This is a genomic window from Streptomyces sp. L2 (assembly GCF_004124325.1).
GTDB lineage: Bacteria > Actinomycetota > Actinomycetes > Streptomycetales > Streptomycetaceae > Streptomyces.
This window is the reverse complement of the sequence record NZ_QBDT01000001.1, coordinates 6,342,422-6,359,505: the sequence shown is the minus strand read 5'-3', so window position 1 is coordinate 6,359,505 and position 17,084 is coordinate 6,342,422. Positions and strand designations below refer to the sequence as shown.

Genomic DNA, 17,084 nt, shown 5'->3' with positions numbered 1-17,084 from the left:
CGATATGCGGCTCCGCCGCGTGGGCGCGAAGAACCCCCGCGACCCGCACCCGCCGGCGCACGCCCGCCCCCACGGCGACCCCGCGCCCACAACACACCCCCCGCTGACAAACCTCCGTTCACGGGAGATCATCCACCCCATGGAACCTCTCCCCCTTGACGGCCTCACGGTGGTCGCCGTGGAACAAGCCGTCTCCGCCCCCTTCGCCACACGACAACTCGCCGACCTCGGCGCCCGCGTCATCAAGGTGGAGCGGATCGACGGCGGCGACTTCGCCCGGGGCTACGACACCGCGGCCCGCGGCCTCGCCTCGCACTTCGTGTGGTGCAACCGCGGCAAGGAGTCCATCGCGCTGGACCTGAAGGACCCGCGCGGCCTGGCCGTCGTACGACGGCTGATCGCGGACGCGGACGTGTTCATGCAGAACCTGGCGCACGGGGCCGCGGCCCGGCTCGGGCTGGACGCGGCCACGCTGTGCGCGGCCGATCCCCGGCTGATCGCGGTGGACATCTCGGGCTACGGCGGCTCGGGGCCGTACGCCGGCAAGCGGGCCTACGACATGCTCGTGCAGTGCGAGGCCGGGCTCGTGTCGGTGACCGGGACGCCGGAGCAGCCCGTCAAGGCGGGGATCCCGGCGGCGGACATCGCGGCGGCCATGTACGCGTTCTCGGGCGTGCTGGCGGCACTGGTGCGGCGGGGCACGACGGGCCGGGGCGGCCCGGTCGAGGTGTCGATGCTGGAGGCGCTGGCCGAGTGGATGGGGCATCCGCTGCACCACGCGATGCACGGGGGTGAGCCGCCTGCCCGCACCGGTCTCGCGCACGCCGTCATCGCGCCGTACGACGCCTATCCGACGGCGGACGGCGGCCGTGTGCTGTTGTCGGTGCAGAACGACCGGGAGTGGCGCCGGCTGGCCGAACAGGTCATAGGGCGGCCGGAGTTGGGGACGGATCCGGAGTTGGCGACGAACGCGGCGCGGGTGGCGCGCCGGGAGCGGACCGACGAGCTGGTGGCGGGGGCGCTGGGCGTGCTGGACGCGGAGGAGGCGGTGGCCCGGCTGGAGAAGGCGGGCATCGCCTGTGCCCGGCTCAGGGATCTGCACGAGCTGGCGGAGCACCCGCAGCTCGCGGCCCGGGAGCGGTGGCGTCAGGTGGGTTCGCCGGTCGGGCCGCTGCGGACTCTGCTGCCTCCGATCACCCTGCCGGGCGGGGACGAGGCACGGATGGGCGAGGTGCCCGCACTCGGACAACACACCTCGGCGCTGCTGCGGGCCGCGGGGATGACGGACGAGGAGATCGCAGCGTTGCGCCGGGACGGTGTGGCGGCCTGAGCGCGGGCCCTCGAAGACGGCCGACGGCGGCCGCGGGTGCGCTCAGTGCCCGCCGAACAGCGAACGGCGCAGCCGGCGCAGGGGAGCGAAGAGGGAGACACGGCGGACCCGCGCACCCCGGTCGCTGCGCTTGCGCGTGGTGTCACGTGCGGTCAGCTCACGCATCAGCGAGGTGGCCTCGACCGTCTCCCGCTGCGGTATGGCGGGACCGCCCAGCACCGAGAGATGGCGGTCGAGGCGCGAACTGGTCGCGCTGCTGCCGCAGGTGATAGCAGGGACCCTCGCCCTGCTGCGCATCGTTATCTGCTCCATGTCACTCCCCACCCGTACGAGTCCACCCGGCCCGGGCAGGGTAACCCTATCGCCCCATCGGGGCACGCGTGTATCTCGGCCACAGGATTGACCTTCCCCGTAAGGAGGTTGACCATCCACCGCTGACTACTCTCCGAATCCGACCGATTTCAGGGTGAGTTGGACTATGGGCTGGCTGGTGGGTTGCGCTGACCCTCCGTCAGGCTCGACGGTTACGGCGAGTGACGCCGAAGCGGGGTCAAGGTCCTTGGCGACCAAGGGCGTGTCGCCCGTGAGGAGCCCGAGGGAGCGCGGTTGCACATGGGGGCGCGTGAGCCAGAGCTGCCGGACCCGGCCGCCGGGCGGGGCGCCGTATCCGCTGAGGGTGACGACGGCCTCTCCGCGGGATACGGAGGCGATCACTCCGATACCGCGTCCGCGGGCGTCCGCGCCGGTGGCGGCGCGGGCGTCGGGAGCGGCCAGAACGTGGGCGATCTCACGTGCCTGGGCCCGTTCGACGTCCAGCCGGTCCTGGGTCCGGTGCGCCTGGACCGCGACGAGGGAGGCGACGGCGAGCGCCGCCGCGGCGGTCGCGGTGGCCAGGGGCGCGAACCTCGGGCGCGGCCGGGGCGTACGGGAGCGCGTGGGCGGTGGCGGGCCGCCCCAGACGTGCGCCGGCAGCTGGGAGGTGCGCTCCGGGGCGGGCACCCGGTCCTGCGGGGTGACGCGGACGGCGGCCAGTACCCGCTCGCGCAGGGCGGGGGGTGCCGGGGCGGCGGCGGACCAGGCGAGGCGCACCGCGTCCTCGGACAGCGCGCGGACGTCGGCCGCGCAGCGGTCGCAGCCCGCCAGGTGTTTCTCGAAGCGGCGCCGCTCGCCGGGTTCGAGGGCGTCCAGCGCGTAGGGCGCGGCGAGGGAGTGCGGGTTCTCGCGGCGCAGCAGCCGGCCGAGGAGGCTCATACGGCACCTCCCAGGCACTGCCGCAGCCGGCTGAGTCCGTCGCGCATCCGCGTCTTGACCGTGCCGAGCGGCAGGGAGAGCCGCTCGGCCACCTCGCGGTAGGTGTAGCCGTCGTAGTAGGCGAGGGTGACGGACTGGCGCTGCAGCGCGGTGAGCCGGGTCAGGCAGCGGCGGACCCATTCGCGTTCCAGTCCGGCCTCGACCTCCTCGGCGACCTGGTCGAAGGCGGGTTCACCGGCCCGCAGCGCCTCCCGTTGCTCGCGTTCGCCGGCCGCGCGGGCGCTGCGCACCCGGTCGACGGCGCGACGGTGGGCGAGGGTGAGGATCCAGGACAGGGCGCTGCCCCGGCGCGGGTCGAACCGGGCGGCGGAGCGCCAGAGTTCGAGCAGCACCTCCTGGGCGACCTCCTCGGACTGGGCGGGGTCGCGCACGACCCGGCGGACGAGTCCGAACACGGGCCCGGACACGATGGCGTACAGCTCCTCGAACGCCCGGTGGTCGCCGCCCGCCACGAGCAGCAGCAGTTCGTCCGCCTCCACCCCGGCCCCCGCTCCGTGGCCGCAGCCGGCCCTGCCCCGCACCCCACGCATCCGCACGAACGCACACCTCCGGTGGGTAGTTACGGATCCGGGAGCGGAAAACGCGGGTCTGCCGCGGCGGAAAAAATTCTTCCCGGCCGACCAATCCGGTCCTCCGTGCCGCTCCGTATACCCGTCCGTCAAGCAAGTCGGCACGGAGGACGGACGGCATGACACCTCTCATCTCCAGGGGCGGCACGGGACGCAAGGGCCTGGTCCCGCTCATCTGCGGCGCGCTGGCCGCCGGCGGGCTCGCGGCCGCCGGCGTCGCCACACTGCAACCCGGGGCGGCCACCGCCTCCTCCCACCGGGAGGCCCCGCTGATCTCGGGGACCCCGCAGTACGACAACACGGACCTGTACGCGTTCGTCAGCCCGGACAAGCCCGACACGACGACGATCGTGGCGAACTGGATCCCGTTCGAGGAGCCGGCCGGCGGACCGAACTTCTACACCTTCGCGGACGACGCCCAGTACGACCTCCACGTCGACAACAACGGTGACGCGAAGGACGACATGGTCTTCCGCTACACGTTCCGCACGCACCGGAAGAACGGCGACACGTTCCTCTACAACACCGGCCCGGTCACCAGCCTCGACGACCCCGACCTGAACATCACGCAGACCTACGACATCGATCTGCTCCGGCTCCGCGGCGAGCACGTGATGTCCCGGACCAAGCTCGCGGACGACGTGCCGGTCGCGCCGTCGGACGTCGGCAAGGCGTCGATGCCGTCCTACGGCACCCTGCGTTCGCAGGCGGTCCACCGGACGGCCGCCGGCGCCACGACGTTCGCCGGCCAGGCGGACGACCCGTTCTTCCTGGACCTGCGCGTCTTCGACCTGCTGTACGGCGGGAACCTCAGCGAGGTCGGCCGGGACACGCTCAAGGGCTACAACGTCAACACGATCGCCCTTCAGGTGCCGAACGACCTGATCCGCGAGTCGTCGAAGCAGCCGGTCGTGGGCATCTGGTCGACCACCCGGAGGCGCAACGCCCAGGGGTACTACGCGCAGGTCTCGCGCCTGGGCAACCCGCTGGTCAACGAGGTGGTCAACCCGCAGAAGGACAAGGACCGGTTCAACGCGTCCCAGCCCGCGTACGACGCGCAGTTCCTGAAGAACGTCACCGGCCCCGAGCTGCCGAAGCTCGTCGAGGGCATCTACAAGATCAAGGCGCCGGCGGAGCCGCGCAACGACCTGGTCGACGTGTTCCTCAAGGGCGTCAAGGGACTCAACCAGCCGCCGGGCGTGCGCCCCGCGGAGGAGCTGCGCCTGAACACCTCGGTCAAGCCGGCCGCGCACCCCAAGCGGCTCGGTGTCCTCGACGGGGACAACGCGGGCTTCCCGAACGGCCGCCGGCTCACCGACGACGTGGTCGACGAGGCGCTGCAGGTCATGGAGGGTGAACTGGTGGGCTCCAAGAACGACTTGGGCGACGCGGTGAACTCGAACGACAAGGGGTTCGGGAAACACTTCCCGTATGTCGCCGAGCCCACGTCGGGGTCGCGGGGGGCGCTGGCCAAGGGGGTCCCTGCGGGGGCGGATGTGCGGAGTGCGCTGGGCGCTGCCCTGCGGCCGGGCGATGGGACCTCGGGGTCCGGCGGCACGGTTGTGCTCGCGGCGGCGGTGGCTTCCGGAGCGGCGGGGATCTTGGTGCTGGGGGCGGGGGTTGCCTGGTGGCGGAGGCGGGTGCGGAGGCCGTACTAGGCAGTTCGTTGGCCGCGGGCCGGTCGGGGCCTTTCGCGCCCACGCGGCGGAGCCGCATATCGACACAGCCCCGCGTCCCTTAAGGGGCGCTTTCCCCCACCTACTTTGGCAGGAGAGGTATGTCTCCGTGTACGAGTGACGACAAGAATCCTCCGGCTCCCGGGGCTCGCCGGCCTGCGGGTTGGCGAGCCGCTCAACTCACCGGCTGCGCAGTTCTGTTGGCCGCCGCCATGACCGGTGCCGCCGTTGCCGTAGGGGCGGGGCGGGGTGCGAGTCCGGGGGCCCCGGTCGGCGCGTCCGGGGAGGTCGACCCCGGAATGCTCAGCGGCGGGAATCTGGATGCGAGCGTCGTGGCGTTGCAGCGGCATCTGCGGGTGCAGCCCAGGGATGCGGGTGGCTGGGCGACGCTCGGGCTGGCCTATGACGAGCAGGCGCGGACCAAGGGGGATCCGGCGCGGTACCCGCAGGCGGAGAAGGCGCTGAAGCGGTCCCTCGCCCTCGCCCCGGGCAACGACCAGGCGCTGGCCGGGCAGGCCGCGCTCGCCGCCGCGCGGCACGACTTCGCGGGCGCCCTGGCCTGTGCGGACCGGGCACTGAAGCGGAACCCGTACAGCGAACGCGCCCTCTCCTCCCGGATCGACGCGCTGGTCGAACTCGGCCGGTACGGCGAGGCGTCCAGGGCCGCCGACACCGCCGACGCGCGCAGGCCGGGCGTGCCGGTGTTCACGCGGTACGCGTACGTGCGGGAGCTGCGGGGCGACGTGAAGGCCGCACGGAAGGTCCTGACGCAGGCGCTGTCCGGCGCCACCGCACCCGGAGACGTCGCCTACGTGGCCGCCCAGCTCGGACAGCTCGCCTGGAACCAGGGCGACTACCAGGGGGCGCTCGACTACTACGCCCGTGCGCTGGCCGCCGACGACACCTACGTGCCCGCGCTGGAGGGCCGGGCCCGCGCGCAGGCGGCGACCGGCCGGCGGGCCGAGGCGATCAAGGGGATGGAGACGGTGGTGGCCCGCTATCCGCTGCCCGCGCCGCTCGTCGTCCTCGGTGAGCTGTACGAGGCCCGGGGCGGGGCCGGTGACCGGGCGCGCGCCCACGACCAGTACGCGCTGGTGAACGCCTGGATCGCGCTGGCCCGCGCCAACGGCGTGGACGCCGACCTCGACACGGCACTGGCCGCGGCCGACCACGGCGACAAGAAGGCCGCCCTGCGCGCGGCCCGCGCCGAGTGGTCCCGCCGCCACACCGTGCACACCGCCGACGCCCTCGCCTGGGCGCTGCACGTCAACGGCCACGACGAGCAGGCGCTGCCTTACGCCCGCCGGTCCACCGCGACCGGCTACCGCAACGCCGCCTTCCTGTATCACCGCGGGATGATCGAGCTGGCCACCGGCCACCGGAAGGACGGCCGGGCCTCCCTCGCCGCCGCCCTGGAGCTCAACCCCGGGTTCTCCCCGCTCGGTGCCGCCGAGGCCCGCAAGGCACTGGAGGCGGCGGAGTGAGGGCGAGGTTCCGGCTGCCGTTCGTCCTGCTCGCCGGGTGCGGGCTGGCGCTGCTCCCGGCCGGTGCCGCGAGCGCGCACCCCCTCGGCAACTTCACCGTCAACCGCTACGACGGTCTCGTCGCCGCCCCCGGGCAGCTCCGGGTCGACCATGTGGAGGATCTCGCCGAGATCCCGGCCACCCAGGCCGAGCCGGACATCTCCCGGCTGGGCCTCGGGAGATGGGCCGAGCAGCGGTGCCGACGGGCCGCCGAGGACAGCCGGCTCACCGTCGACGGCCGGCCCGCCGCACTGACCGTCGGCTCGGGGCGCGCCCGGCCGCGGCCCGGCCAGGCCGGCCTCGACACCCTGCGCGTGGAGTGCCGGCTGACCGCACGGCTCCCCCGGCACACGTCGGTCGCGGTGCGCTTCCGGAGCGGGGGCGCGGCCGGCGGGCCCGGCTGGCGGGAGATCACCGCGCGCGGGGACCGGATGACGCTCACCTCGACCGACGTGCCCAGGACCTCGGTCTCGCACGAACTCACCAGCTATCCGCGGGACCTGCTGTCCTCCCCCGCCGACACCGCGACCGCCTCCCTGCGGGTGCGGCCCGGTGGGCCGGCGCTCGCCCGGGAGCGGCAGGACGCGCCGGGGGCCGCCGTGCTGCCCCGCGGCGCGGACCGCTGGACGCGGGCCCTCGACGGGCTCGTCGCACGCCACCACCTCACCCTCGGCTTCGCCGCGCTCGCCCTGCTCATCGCCCTCGTGCTGGGCGCGGCGCACGCCCTCGCCCCAGGGCACGGCAAGACGTTGATGGCCGCGGCCGCCGCCGCGCGCGGCGGCCGGGCCCGGCTGCGGGACGTGCTGCCGCTGGCCGCGTCGGTCACGGTGACCCACACCCTCGGCGTGGTCGCCCTGGGCCTGCTCGTCACCGCCGGCTCGGCGGCCACGCCGTCGGTGATCGCCTGGCTGGGCATCGCGAGCGGGGCGCTGGTGCTCGCGGCGGGCGGAAACCTCGTACGACGGGCCTGGCGCCACCGGGGGGACGGGCACGCGCGGGACCACGGGCACGGGGATGATCACGGGCACGGCCACGGGCACGGTCATGAACACGGGCACGGACACGGCCATGAACACGGCCCGCACCCCCACCCCCACACCCACACCCACACCCACGGCGGCGTCCCCCACACCCACCCCGCCGCCCCCACCCTGCGCGGCACGATCCTGCTCGGGTTCGCCGGGGGGCTCGTGCCCAGCCCGTCCGCCGTGGTCGTGCTGGTCGGCGCGGCGGCGCTGGGGCAGGCCTGGTTCGGGCTGCTGCTGGTGGTGGCGTACGGCGCCGGGCTGGCGTTGACGCTGACGGCGGCCGGGTTCGCCGTCGTCCGGCTGGGGTCGGGGCTGACCCGGGTGCTGCGGCGGCGGCCGAGCTGGACCGCCCATCCGCTGGCCTCACTGGCGCGGCGCGGGGTGCCGCTCGTGTCCGCGCTGACCGTCGTGGTCCTGGGCGCCGGACTGGTGCTGAAGGGGGCCGCGACCGCGCTCGGCTGAGTAACCCGGAAGACGCTTCGAGGCCCTCGGTCGCCAGTACGACGGCGAGACCCCGCCGGGCGGGGTCTCACGCGTCACCTCCGAACTCGTCCTGAGAACCGAGCGCGAGAGGTCGCTCCGGAAGTTCACCCTCGAAGTTCACCCCTACGGGCGTACCCGAGGGGTCAGGCGGCGCTGGTGAGGGCCGGGAGGTAGCCGCCGGACTGGCCGGCCGCGGTGGGGTGGTACGACTCGCCGATGTCCAGCCAGTTGAGGCTGTGCAGCCAGGAGCTGCCGGAGCAGATCTCGTGGCTGGAGAACGCCGAGCGGACGTCGGCGAAGGCGAAGCCGTGGTCCAGGGCGCGCTTCTGGATGACGTTGTCCAGCTCGTCGGCGGCGTTGTTGATGGCGGACCGCTTGGTGTCGGAGAGGCCGATGCAGAACTGCCCCAGCTCGTAGAAGCGGGGGTAGTCGAGGACGACCACGCGGGCGGACGGGGCCTTGGCCCTGATCGAGTTGTAGACGTTGTCGAGCTTGCCGGGGAGTGTGGAGTCGACGTACGCCTTCGCGGTGTTGATGCGGGACAGGCAGGTGCTGTCGGACGAGGTGACGCAGGTCGTCATGACGTCGGCGAACCCGGCGTCGTTCCCGCCGATGGTGATGGAGACCAGGCCGGTGGAGGAGTTCAGCGAGCCGAGCTGGCCGGCGAGGACGTCGTCCGTGGTGGCGCCCGAGCAGGCGTTGAAGGCGAACGAGGACGGGGAGTGGGCGCTGTTCCACAGGTACGGGTACGCCTTGGTGCTGCGGTCGCAGCTGCCGCTGGAGCTGATGTAGCTGCCGGCGCCCACTCCGGAGGAGTAGGAGTCGCCGAGCGCCACGTAGCCGCCGCTCACGGCTGTCGAGGAGGCCTGCGCCGAAGCGGCCCCGGTGAGACCGAGGCCGGCGGCGAGGAGGAGCGAGGTCACGAATCCGGTAAGTCGGGAACGTCTCATGGAACCTCCCTTTAGCAGGATCTCTGCCTTAACTGTCGTACCAGCTACGCGCGTTGACAGGAAGTGTCCATGACAAGAATTTTTCCGGTTCTCAACTAGATTCGGGGCGCCCGACATCATGTTCGAAAGTGCCCGACGTGGCCCGGAATGAAGGTTTAAAGGCGGACCGTCGTCTTGACGGCGCTTGTGCGGCTGCGCGACATTGAAGCCCGGCATCCGGCGCGTCGGGGGGCAAAGACGCCAATGCAGACCTTGCACATCAAGACACCTTCACCAGACGGCGCCGAGCGCGGCGCCGACGGGGCACGGCAGGGTCCGGGGAGGGGCCTGACGCCGCTGCTCGCGGGAGCCGCCACGGCCGTCGCCGCGGTGGGCGCGACGCTCGCACTCACCGGTTACGGCTCACCGCTGCGCGCTCCGTGCACCCTGTTCTTCCTGCTCGTGGCGCCGGCCGCGGCCATCGCCGCGCACCTGCGGGGGCTGGAAATCTTCGGCCGGACCCTGAGCGCCCTTGCGGGCTCGGTGGTCCTCAACATGCTGGTGGCGCAGGGCATGCTGGCCGTCCACCGCTGGTCGGTGCGCGGCGGGGTCGTCGCGGTGACCGCGCTCAGCCTCGCCCTGCTGCTCCCGGCCCTCGTCCGGGAAAAGGCCCGTTCGGCAAAACGCCCGCAAGGGTGAACAAAGTCGGCTAACGTGCTGTAAGGGTCAAACCAACGAAAATAGTGAGACTTCGTTCCAGGTCTTGCTATTCCGCTTCAACCGTCAATACCGTCGTACATCTCACCCGCATCGGTCCGTCAGCACACGGTTCAGGGGAGGGCTCAGGGCCGTGACGTACCGGCGCGGGGCGCGGTAGGGGGGTGCCGTGCTCGGTGACCGCATCGGTGGCCGGGCCGTGCCGCGCGACCGGGCGCCGTTCTCATTCCGGCGGGCCGGCCAGCTTTGCCAGCTCATCCGAGCGCACGGGCGGTCCGCCGTGCCGTGCCGACGATGAGAACCCCCCTTTCGAACCGGACACACAGCCGGGCCGCCCAGGGGCGGGCGGTCCACCGGACGAGAGGGAAAAACCCATGAGTTCCGTGCTGCGCCCGCCTAGTTCGGGCCAGGATCCGCTGACCGCCGCCGACTACCGGCCCATCTCCTCCCACCTGGCGATCACGCCGCCCGTGAGCGTGGTGATTCCCGCCATGAACGAGGCGGAGAACCTGCCGTACGTCTTCAAGACACTTCCGGACTGGATACACGAAGTGGTGCTCGTGGACGGCAACTCCACGGACGACACCGTGGAGGTGGCCCGCTCGCTGTGGCCGGCGGTCCGGGTCGTCGAGCAGCGGGGCCGGGGCAAGGGGGATGCCCTGATCACCGGGTTCGAGGCGTGCACCGGCGACATCATCGTCATGGTCGACGCGGACGGCTCGGCCGACGGCAACGAGATCGTGTCCTACGTCTCCGCGCTGGTCTCCGGCGCCGACTTCGCGAAGGGCTCGCGCTTCGCCAACGGCGGCGGGACCGACGACATGACGTTCATCCGCAAGCTCGGCAACTGGGCGCTGTGCACCACCGTCAACCGCAAGTTCGGCGCCCGCTACACCGACCTCTGCTACGGCTACAACGCGTTCTGGCGGCACTGCCTGGACAAGATCGAGCTGGACTGCACCGGCTTCGAAGTCGAGACCCTGATGAACATCAGAGTCGTCAAGGCGGGGCTGAAGGTGCAGGAGATCCCCAGCCACGAGTACCTCCGCATCCACGGCGCGAGCAATCTGCGCGCCGTGCGGGACGGGCTGCGCGTGCTGAAGGTGATCCTCAAGGAGCGCTCCAACCGCCGGGAGCTGCGCCGCCAGGAACAGCACTCCCCCCTGCTCGACACGGTGCGGGGAGAAGTGTCTTGAGCGATCCCGGCATCTCCGTCGTGATCTGCGTGTACACCGAGGACCGCTGGGAGGACATCCTCGCGGCGGTCGCCTCGGTGCGCGCGCAGTCGTACCGGGCGCGCGAGACGCTCCTGGTCGTCGACCACAACCCTGCCCTGCTGGACCGGCTGGGCCGCGAGTACAAGGAGGCCGGGGACGTCCGGGTGCTGCCCAACGCCGGCCCGCGCGGGCTGTCGGCCGGCCGCAACACCGGCATCGCCGCCTCCGACGGCGAGGTCATCGCGTTCCTCGACGACGACGCCGTCGCCGAACGGGACTGGCTGCGCCGGTTCGCCGAGGGCTACGCCGACCCGCGCGTGCTGGCGGTCGGCGGGCGCACGGAACCCGTCTGGGCGTCCGGCCGGCGCCCGGCCTGGTTCCCGGAGGAGTTCGACTGGGTGGTGGGCTGCACCTACCGCGGCCTGCCGCCCGGCCGGGTCCGGGTGCGTAACGTCCTCGGCGGCAACGCCTCCTTCCGGCGTACGGCGTTCCACGCGGCCGGCGGGTTCGCCACCGGCATCGGCCGCGACGGCGACCGGCGCCCGCTGGGCTGCGAGGAGACGGAACTGTGCATCCGCCTCACCCGCGCCCGCCCGGACGCCGTCCTGCTCATCGACGACCGCGCGGTGATCCACCACCGGGTGCCCGCGGCCCGCGAGCACTTCGCGTACTTCCGCACCCGCGCCTACGCCGAGGGCCTGTCCAAGGCGCTGGTCGCCCGCAGCGTCGGCGCTGTCAAGGGCCTGGAGTCCGAACGCCGGTACACCACCCGCGTCCTGCCCGCCGGCGTCGCCCGCGGGCTGCGCGACGCCCTGCTCGCCCGCCCCGGCGGCGCCGGCCGCGCGGCCGCCATCGTCGCCGGCGTCCTCACGGCGGCGAGCGGCTACGTGATGGGCGGCGTACGCTCCCGCCGCGGCGGACCGGCGTTCACGGTGGTCCCGATCGACATGGCCGAGGGTGTGCACGGGACCACCAGGACCGAACGGCCCGGCGGGCCGCCGACGGCCGCGCGGGCCGGCCAGGCCGCACAGGCCCACGGGAGTACCGCCGGGAGCACGGCGGGCGCCGGGTCCGCCGGGAGCGCGAAGACCGAAGGGGCCAGCGGGCCGGCAGCGACCGCGCAGGCCGGCCAACCCGCACAGGCCCACGGGAGCGCCGCGGACACGGCGGCCGACGGGTCCGGCGGAAGCGCGATGGCCGAACGGCCCGGCGGGCCGCCGACGGCCGCGCGGGCCGGCCAGGCCGCACAGGCCCACGGGAGTACCGCCGGGAGCACGGCGGGCGCCGGGTCCGCCGGGAGCGCGAAGACCGAAGGGGCCAGCGGGCCGGCAGCGACCGCGCAGGCCGGCCAACCCGCACAGGCCCACGGGAGCGCCGCGGACACGGCGGCCGACGGGTCCGGCGGAAGCGCGATGGCCGAACGGCCCGGCGGGCCGCCGACGGCCGCGCGGGCCGGCCAGGCCGCACAGGCCCACGGGAGTACCGCCGGGAGCACGGCGGGCGCCGGGTCCGCCGGGAGCGCGAAGACCGAAGGGGCCAGCGGGCCGGCAGCGGCCGCGCAGGCCGGCCAACCCGCACAGGCCCACGGGAGCGCCGCGGGCACGGCGGCCGACGGGTCCGGCGGGACCGCGATGGCCGGACGGGCCGGTGGGACGGGTCTGGACGAGGAGGGCGGGTATGAGTGACGCGGCCGTGCCGATTCTGATGTACCACTCCGTGGCGACCGTGCCGAACGACGCCACTCGGGGGCTGTCGGTCGCGCCGGAGGCGTTCGCCGGGCAGATGGCGCTCGTCGCGGACCTGGGCCTGACCCCCCTCACCACCGCCGAGCTGGCGGCGTGCTGGCGGTCCGGCCGGCCGCTGCCGGACCGGCCGGTGCTGATCACCTTCGACGACGGCTACGAGGGCGTGCACCGGTACGCGCTGCCCGTCCTCGGCCGGCACGGCTTCCCCGCCACCCTGTTCGTCTCGACGGGCTGGATCAGGGGCGCCCACGACACCGGAGGCGGCCTGGACACCATGCTCGACTGGGCCCAGGTGCGCGAACTCGCCGCGGCCGGCGTCGAGATCGGCGGGCACAGCCACACCCACCCGCAGCTCGACCAGCTCGACGACAGCGCCCTGGCCGCCGAGCTGACCGACAGCACGAAGATCATCGCCGCCGAACTGGGCGGCGTCGGGCCAGTGTCGTTCGCCTACCCGTACGGCTACTCCGACCGCCGGGTCCGCCGGGCCGTGCGCACGGCCGGCTACGACCAGGCACTCGCGGTCGGCAACGCGCTCGCCCGCCGCCGGCAGGGGCCGTACGCCCTGCGGCGCGTCACGGTCCGGCGGAGCACCGGTGCCGAGGAGTTCGCGCGGCTGCTCCAGGGCCGCGCGATCGCCCGCACCTTCGCCCGGGACCGCGCCCTCACCCAGGGGTACGCCCTCGTCCGAAGAGCACGCCAGGTCCGCCGGAAGGCCATCCGTTCCCGTGTCTGACACGACCACGACCACGACCGAGGCCGCAGCGCCCGGCACCGAGGCGCCCGCACCGTCGGGGCGCCGCCTGCGTCTGCCCGGCATGGGCCGGGCGCCCGGCGGCAGTCCGCTCTTCCGCAACGCCTACGCGCTGATGCTCAACACCGGCATCTCCGCCGTCCTCGGCCTCGGCTTCTGGCTGGCCGCCGCCCGCTACTATTCCGAGTCGGCGGTCGGGCAGGGCTCGGCCGCCATCGCCGCGATGAAGCTCCTCGCCGGGCTGACCGCGGTGACCCTGACCGGTGCCCTCGCCCGGTTCATCCCGGTGTCCGGGCAGCGCACCGGCCGCCTCATCCTGCGCACCTACGCGGGAAGTTCACTGGTCGTGGCGGTGGCCGCCGGGGTGTTCCTGCTCACCCTGGACGCGTGGGGACCGTCGTACCGCTTCCTGCACGGCCCCCTCAACGGGCTGGGCTTCATCGCGGCCGTCGCCGCCTGGAACCTGCTCACCCTTCAGGACGGGGTGCTGACCGGGCTGCGCAGCGCGCCCTGGGTGCCGGCCGGCAACACCGTGTTCTCTGCGGTCAAGCTGGCGCTGCTGGTGGCGTTCGCGGTGGCCGTCCCGACCACGGGTGTCTTCGTGTCCTGGGTCGCGGCGATCGCCACCTCCGTGGTGCCGCTGGGCTGGCTGGTGTTCCGGCGGCTGGTCCCCCGGCACGTCAAGGCCACCGAGGACCGCGCCCGTCCGCCCACGCTGAAGGAGATCGGCCGGTTCCTCGCCGGGGACTACACCGGGTCCCTGTTCTCCCTCGCCGTGGTCTACCTGGTGCCGGTGATCATCGCCTCGCAGGTCAGCTCCGAGGACAACGCGTACTTCTACATCACCACCACCATCGGCGGCACCGTCAACCTGCTCGCCATCAACATGGGCGCGTCCCTCACGGTCGAGGGCTCGCACGACCCGGCGCGGCTCGCCGCCAACACCCGGGCCGCGCTGCGGCGGATGGCCCGGATCATGCTGCCGATCTGCGGGCTCCTGTTCCTCGCGGCCCCGTGGATCCTCGGCGTGTTCGGCGACGACTACGCCGAGGCGGCGACCCCGCTGCTGCGCTGGTTCGCCGTCGGCGCGCTGCTGCGGGTCGTGATGGAGACGTACTTCGCGGTGCTGCGCGCCCAGAGCCGTACCGGCGGACTCGCCTGGATGCAGGGTCTGTTGTGCGTGCTCGTGCTGGGGCTGACGCTGCTCCTGCTGCCCCGGATGGGCCTCACGGGTGCCGGGGTCGCCGAGATCTCCAGCCTCGCCGTGATCGTCACGCTGGCCGCGCCGAGGCTGTGGCGGACGCTGCGGGCCGCGCCGGACGCCGTACCGGACTCGGCGGCACCGGACGGCGACCTCGCCGACCTGGGGCCGCGCGAGGTCCCGGTGCCCGCAGCCCCGCCGCGCCGGCGCGGCCCGGCCTGGGCGCTGGACAGCGACACCCTCGCCCTCGGCATCCACGTCGACTTCGACCACGTCGAACGCCGGCCGGACGTCCGCCCGGGGCCCGGAACCCCGCCCGCGGGCACGCCGGTGGTGGACGCGGACGCCGCCGGCGACGACCGGCCGACGTGGACGCTGCCCGGCCGGCCGGCCCCGGGCACGTCACGCACGCCGGGGGCCGAGGGGCCCCGGCTGGGGCTGCCGGTGGAGGAGCGGGAGCCGGGCACGGAGGCGTCGCTGGGGCCCGCCGGGGCCTTGCTGCCGCGGCAGTCGGAGCCCGGCGGCGGCGACGTGCCGGAGACCGGCGGGCCGGAGGAGCCACCACGGTCCCCCTCCCGGCACCGGCTGCTGCCCACCCGCCCCGGTGTCGTCCTCGGCTGTCTCCTCGTCGCCGCCCTGCTGCTGTACTGGGTGCCCGCGTCGCGGCTCGGCGAGACCGATCTGGACCGGATGGGCGGGCTCGGGCTGGTCTCCGTGCTGCCCCTGCCCACGCTGGCCGGGGCGGCCCTGCTGATCACGGTGTTCGCCGCGCTGCTCCGGCTGCGCCGGGAACACCGGGCGCTGCTGCTGGTCACGCTGCTGGCGACGGTGATCTCCCTGCACGCGCTGCCCGCCGTGATCGAGACCGAGCCCCGGTTCCCCACGGCCTGGCAGCACCTCGGCTTCATCGACTACATCGACCGCACCGGGTCCGCCGTACCCGACCTGGACGCCCGCTGGAGCTGGCCCGGGTTCTTCGCGGTGGCCGCGTTCGTCGGGCGGGCCTGCGGGATCAGCGACTTCACCGAGGTCATCCGCTGGTGGCCGACCGCCGTCCAACTCGCCTACCTGGCACCGATGTTCCTGCTCACCCGGTCGCTGCGGGCGAGCTGGCGGGCCAAGTGGACCGGGATCTGGCTGTTCGTGCTGAGCGGCTGGGTCGGCCAGGACTACTTCTCCCCGCAGGGCTTCACCTATCTGCTGTACCTGATGTTCGTGGCGGTCCTGCTGGTCTGGTTCCGCGCCCCGCGCGTGCTCTGGACGCGGTACCGGCCGGGTGAGGCCGAGGTCGAGCCGGCCGACCGGCGGCAACGGGCCGTCCTGCTGCTGGTGCTGATCGGCCTGTTCGCGGCGAGCGTCCCGGCGCACCAGCTCACCCCGTTCGTGATGCTTGGCGTGCTCGCGGTCCTGGTCCTCGCCCGGCGTTCCGAACTGCGCGGGCTGCCCATCCTGTTCGCGGTGGTCGTCGCGGCCTGGCTCGGCTTCATGGCCGAGCCGTACTGGTCGGGGCACTTCGACGACCTGTTCGGCGGGGTCGGCGGGGTCGGCGGCAACGTGTCGACGTCGGTGTCCGGCCGTATCCAGGGCGGCAGTCCGACGCACAAGCTGGTGCTGTACACCCGCGTGCTGCTGGCCGGCTCCGTCCTGGGGTTCGCCTGCTGGGGCTGGCTGCGCCGGCGCCTGAACCGGTACCGCGAACGCTCGCTGCTGGTCCTCACGTTCGTGCCGTTCCTGGGCTTCGGGATGCAGTCGTACGGCGGTGAGATGGCGCTGCGCGTCTTCATGTTCGCCCTCCCGGGCGCGGCCCTGCTGGGCGCCCTCGCGCTGTTCCCGCGCACCGGAGCCACCGCCGGGGAACGGGCGAAGGGCCGCAACCGGCTGGCCCCGGTCGCCGCGCTGCTGGTCGGGCTGTTGCTCATGGGCGGCTTCCTGGTCGCCCGCTGGGGCAACGAGCCGTTCGAGCGGACCCGGCCCGGCGAGGTCGCCGCGATGAACTGGGTGTACGCGCACGACAAGCCGACGGTACGGCTGCTGTGGCTGACCCAGGACACGGTCAACGACGTGACTCCGGCGCTGCCGTGGGGCGCGCGGGACATGGAGCGGGTGAACTACGTGCCGACCCTGGCACCGGCCGACCCGCGGCTGGTGTCGGGCCTGGTGAAGGCCCTGAAGGACGCGGGCCCGAACTCGTACCTCATGATCAACGAAAGCCAGGTGACGTACCTGCGGCTGGACGCGGGCTACGCCCCGGCCTGGGAGTCCGGGCTGATCCGCAACCTCGACAACCGGCAGGACCTGACCAAGGTCCTCCGCAACGACGACGTCACCGTGTACGCCATGCGCAAGCAGCCGCCCGGCCCGGTCCCGAAACCGGCACCGGGCCCGATCGGCCCGCAGGTGACCTGGACCCCCTGGTCGGTGGTCGGCGCCCTGGCCGCCGTGGCCCTGATCCTGCTGCTCACCGCCCGCGAACTGCTCCGAGTGGCAGCCCGCCCGACCATCCGGCAACTACGCCTGCTCCAAGGCAGCTTCTGGTTCTCCCTCCCCCTCCTGACCCTGTTCCTGGCCGCACTGCTCCAACGCTTCCTGACGATGAAGTGA

At 73.4% G+C, this 17,084-nt stretch carries 12 protein-coding genes and 1 pseudogene; 9 read left to right on the top strand and 4 right to left on the bottom strand.

Annotated elements, in window-relative coordinates; genetic code table 11:
* Positions 1-139 precede the first annotated feature (139 nt).
* Entirely contained in the window at positions 140-1,330 is a 1,191-nt protein-coding gene (locus DBP14_RS28455) for a CaiB/BaiF CoA-transferase family protein (RefSeq protein WP_129309953.1), read from the top strand.
* Between the two features lie 42 nt (positions 1,331-1,372).
* On the opposite strand, the gene DBP14_RS28450 is transcribed toward DBP14_RS28455, so the two are convergent.
* The 3 genes from DBP14_RS28450 to DBP14_RS28440 form a co-directional block, all read right to left on the bottom strand.
* Positions 1,373-1,642, bottom strand: coding sequence for a hypothetical protein (locus DBP14_RS28450; protein ID WP_129309952.1), 270 nt, complete (start codon positions 1,640-1,642; stop codon positions 1,373-1,375).
* Between the two features lie 126 nt (positions 1,643-1,768).
* Positions 1,769-2,581 carry an anti-sigma factor gene (locus DBP14_RS28445; RefSeq protein ID WP_129309951.1) on the bottom strand — a complete coding sequence of 271 codons (813 nt, stop codon included), beginning with the start codon at positions 2,579-2,581 and terminating at the stop codon, positions 1,769-1,771.
* Positions 2,578-3,120: a sigma-70 family RNA polymerase sigma factor gene (locus DBP14_RS28440; protein ID WP_129312135.1), complete on the bottom strand. Its 543-nt coding sequence runs from the start codon at positions 3,118-3,120 to the stop codon at positions 2,578-2,580. The genes DBP14_RS28445 and DBP14_RS28440 overlap by 4 nt, the downstream gene beginning before the upstream one ends.
* 209 nt (positions 3,121-3,329) lie before the next feature.
* Between DBP14_RS28440 and DBP14_RS28435 the strand changes: the two genes are divergently transcribed.
* The 3 genes from DBP14_RS28435 to DBP14_RS28425 all read left to right on the top strand — a co-directional run bounded on the left by DBP14_RS28435 (position 3,330) and on the right by DBP14_RS28425 (position 7,899).
* Positions 3,330-4,868: a DUF4331 domain-containing protein gene (locus DBP14_RS28435; RefSeq protein WP_129309950.1), complete on the top strand. Its 1,539-nt coding sequence runs from the start codon at positions 3,330-3,332 to the stop codon at positions 4,866-4,868.
* Positions 4,869-5,218: 350 nt separating this feature from the next.
* A complete protein-coding gene (locus DBP14_RS28430) occupies positions 5,219-6,370 on the top strand; it encodes a tetratricopeptide repeat protein (protein WP_241741056.1) in 1,152 nt (383 codons plus the stop codon).
* A complete protein-coding gene (locus DBP14_RS28425) occupies positions 6,367-7,899 on the top strand; it encodes a nickel transporter (RefSeq protein WP_206739370.1) in 1,533 nt (510 codons plus the stop codon). Before DBP14_RS28430 ends, DBP14_RS28425 begins: the two co-directional genes overlap by 4 nt.
* A 164-nt stretch (positions 7,900-8,063) precedes the next feature.
* On the opposite strand, the gene DBP14_RS28420 is transcribed toward DBP14_RS28425, so the two are convergent.
* A complete protein-coding gene (locus DBP14_RS28420) occupies positions 8,064-8,870 on the bottom strand; it encodes an SGNH/GDSL hydrolase family protein (RefSeq protein ID WP_129309948.1) in 807 nt (268 codons plus the stop codon).
* 243 nt (positions 8,871-9,113) lie between these two features.
* Here DBP14_RS28420 and DBP14_RS28415 point away from each other — a divergent pair, with 243 nt between their 5' ends.
* From DBP14_RS28415 to DBP14_RS28395, 5 genes and pseudogenes are all read left to right on the top strand, one after another.
* A complete protein-coding gene (locus DBP14_RS28415) occupies positions 9,114-9,548 on the top strand; it encodes a hypothetical protein (RefSeq protein ID WP_241741055.1) in 435 nt (144 codons plus the stop codon).
* A 392-nt stretch (positions 9,549-9,940) separates the two neighbouring features.
* Positions 9,941-10,762 carry a glycosyltransferase family 2 protein gene (locus DBP14_RS28410; protein WP_129309947.1) on the top strand — a complete coding sequence of 274 codons (822 nt, stop codon included), beginning with the start codon at positions 9,941-9,943 and terminating at the stop codon, positions 10,760-10,762.
* Positions 10,759-11,730 (top strand): annotated as a pseudogene (locus DBP14_RS28405) (glycosyltransferase family 2 protein); the annotation flags it as partial. The gene DBP14_RS28410 and the pseudogene DBP14_RS28405, both read left to right, overlap by 4 nt.
* A gap of 730 nt (positions 11,731-12,460) precedes the next feature.
* Complete coding sequence (locus tag DBP14_RS28400) at positions 12,461-13,264, top strand: polysaccharide deacetylase family protein (protein ID WP_129309946.1); 804 nt, start codon at positions 12,461-12,463, stop codon at positions 13,262-13,264.
* The gene (locus DBP14_RS28395) at positions 13,257-17,084 is read left to right on the top strand and encodes a lipopolysaccharide biosynthesis protein (protein WP_129309945.1); all 3,828 of its coding nucleotides are present in this window, start codon (positions 13,257-13,259) and stop codon (positions 17,082-17,084) included. The genes DBP14_RS28400 and DBP14_RS28395 overlap by 8 nt, the downstream gene beginning before the upstream one ends.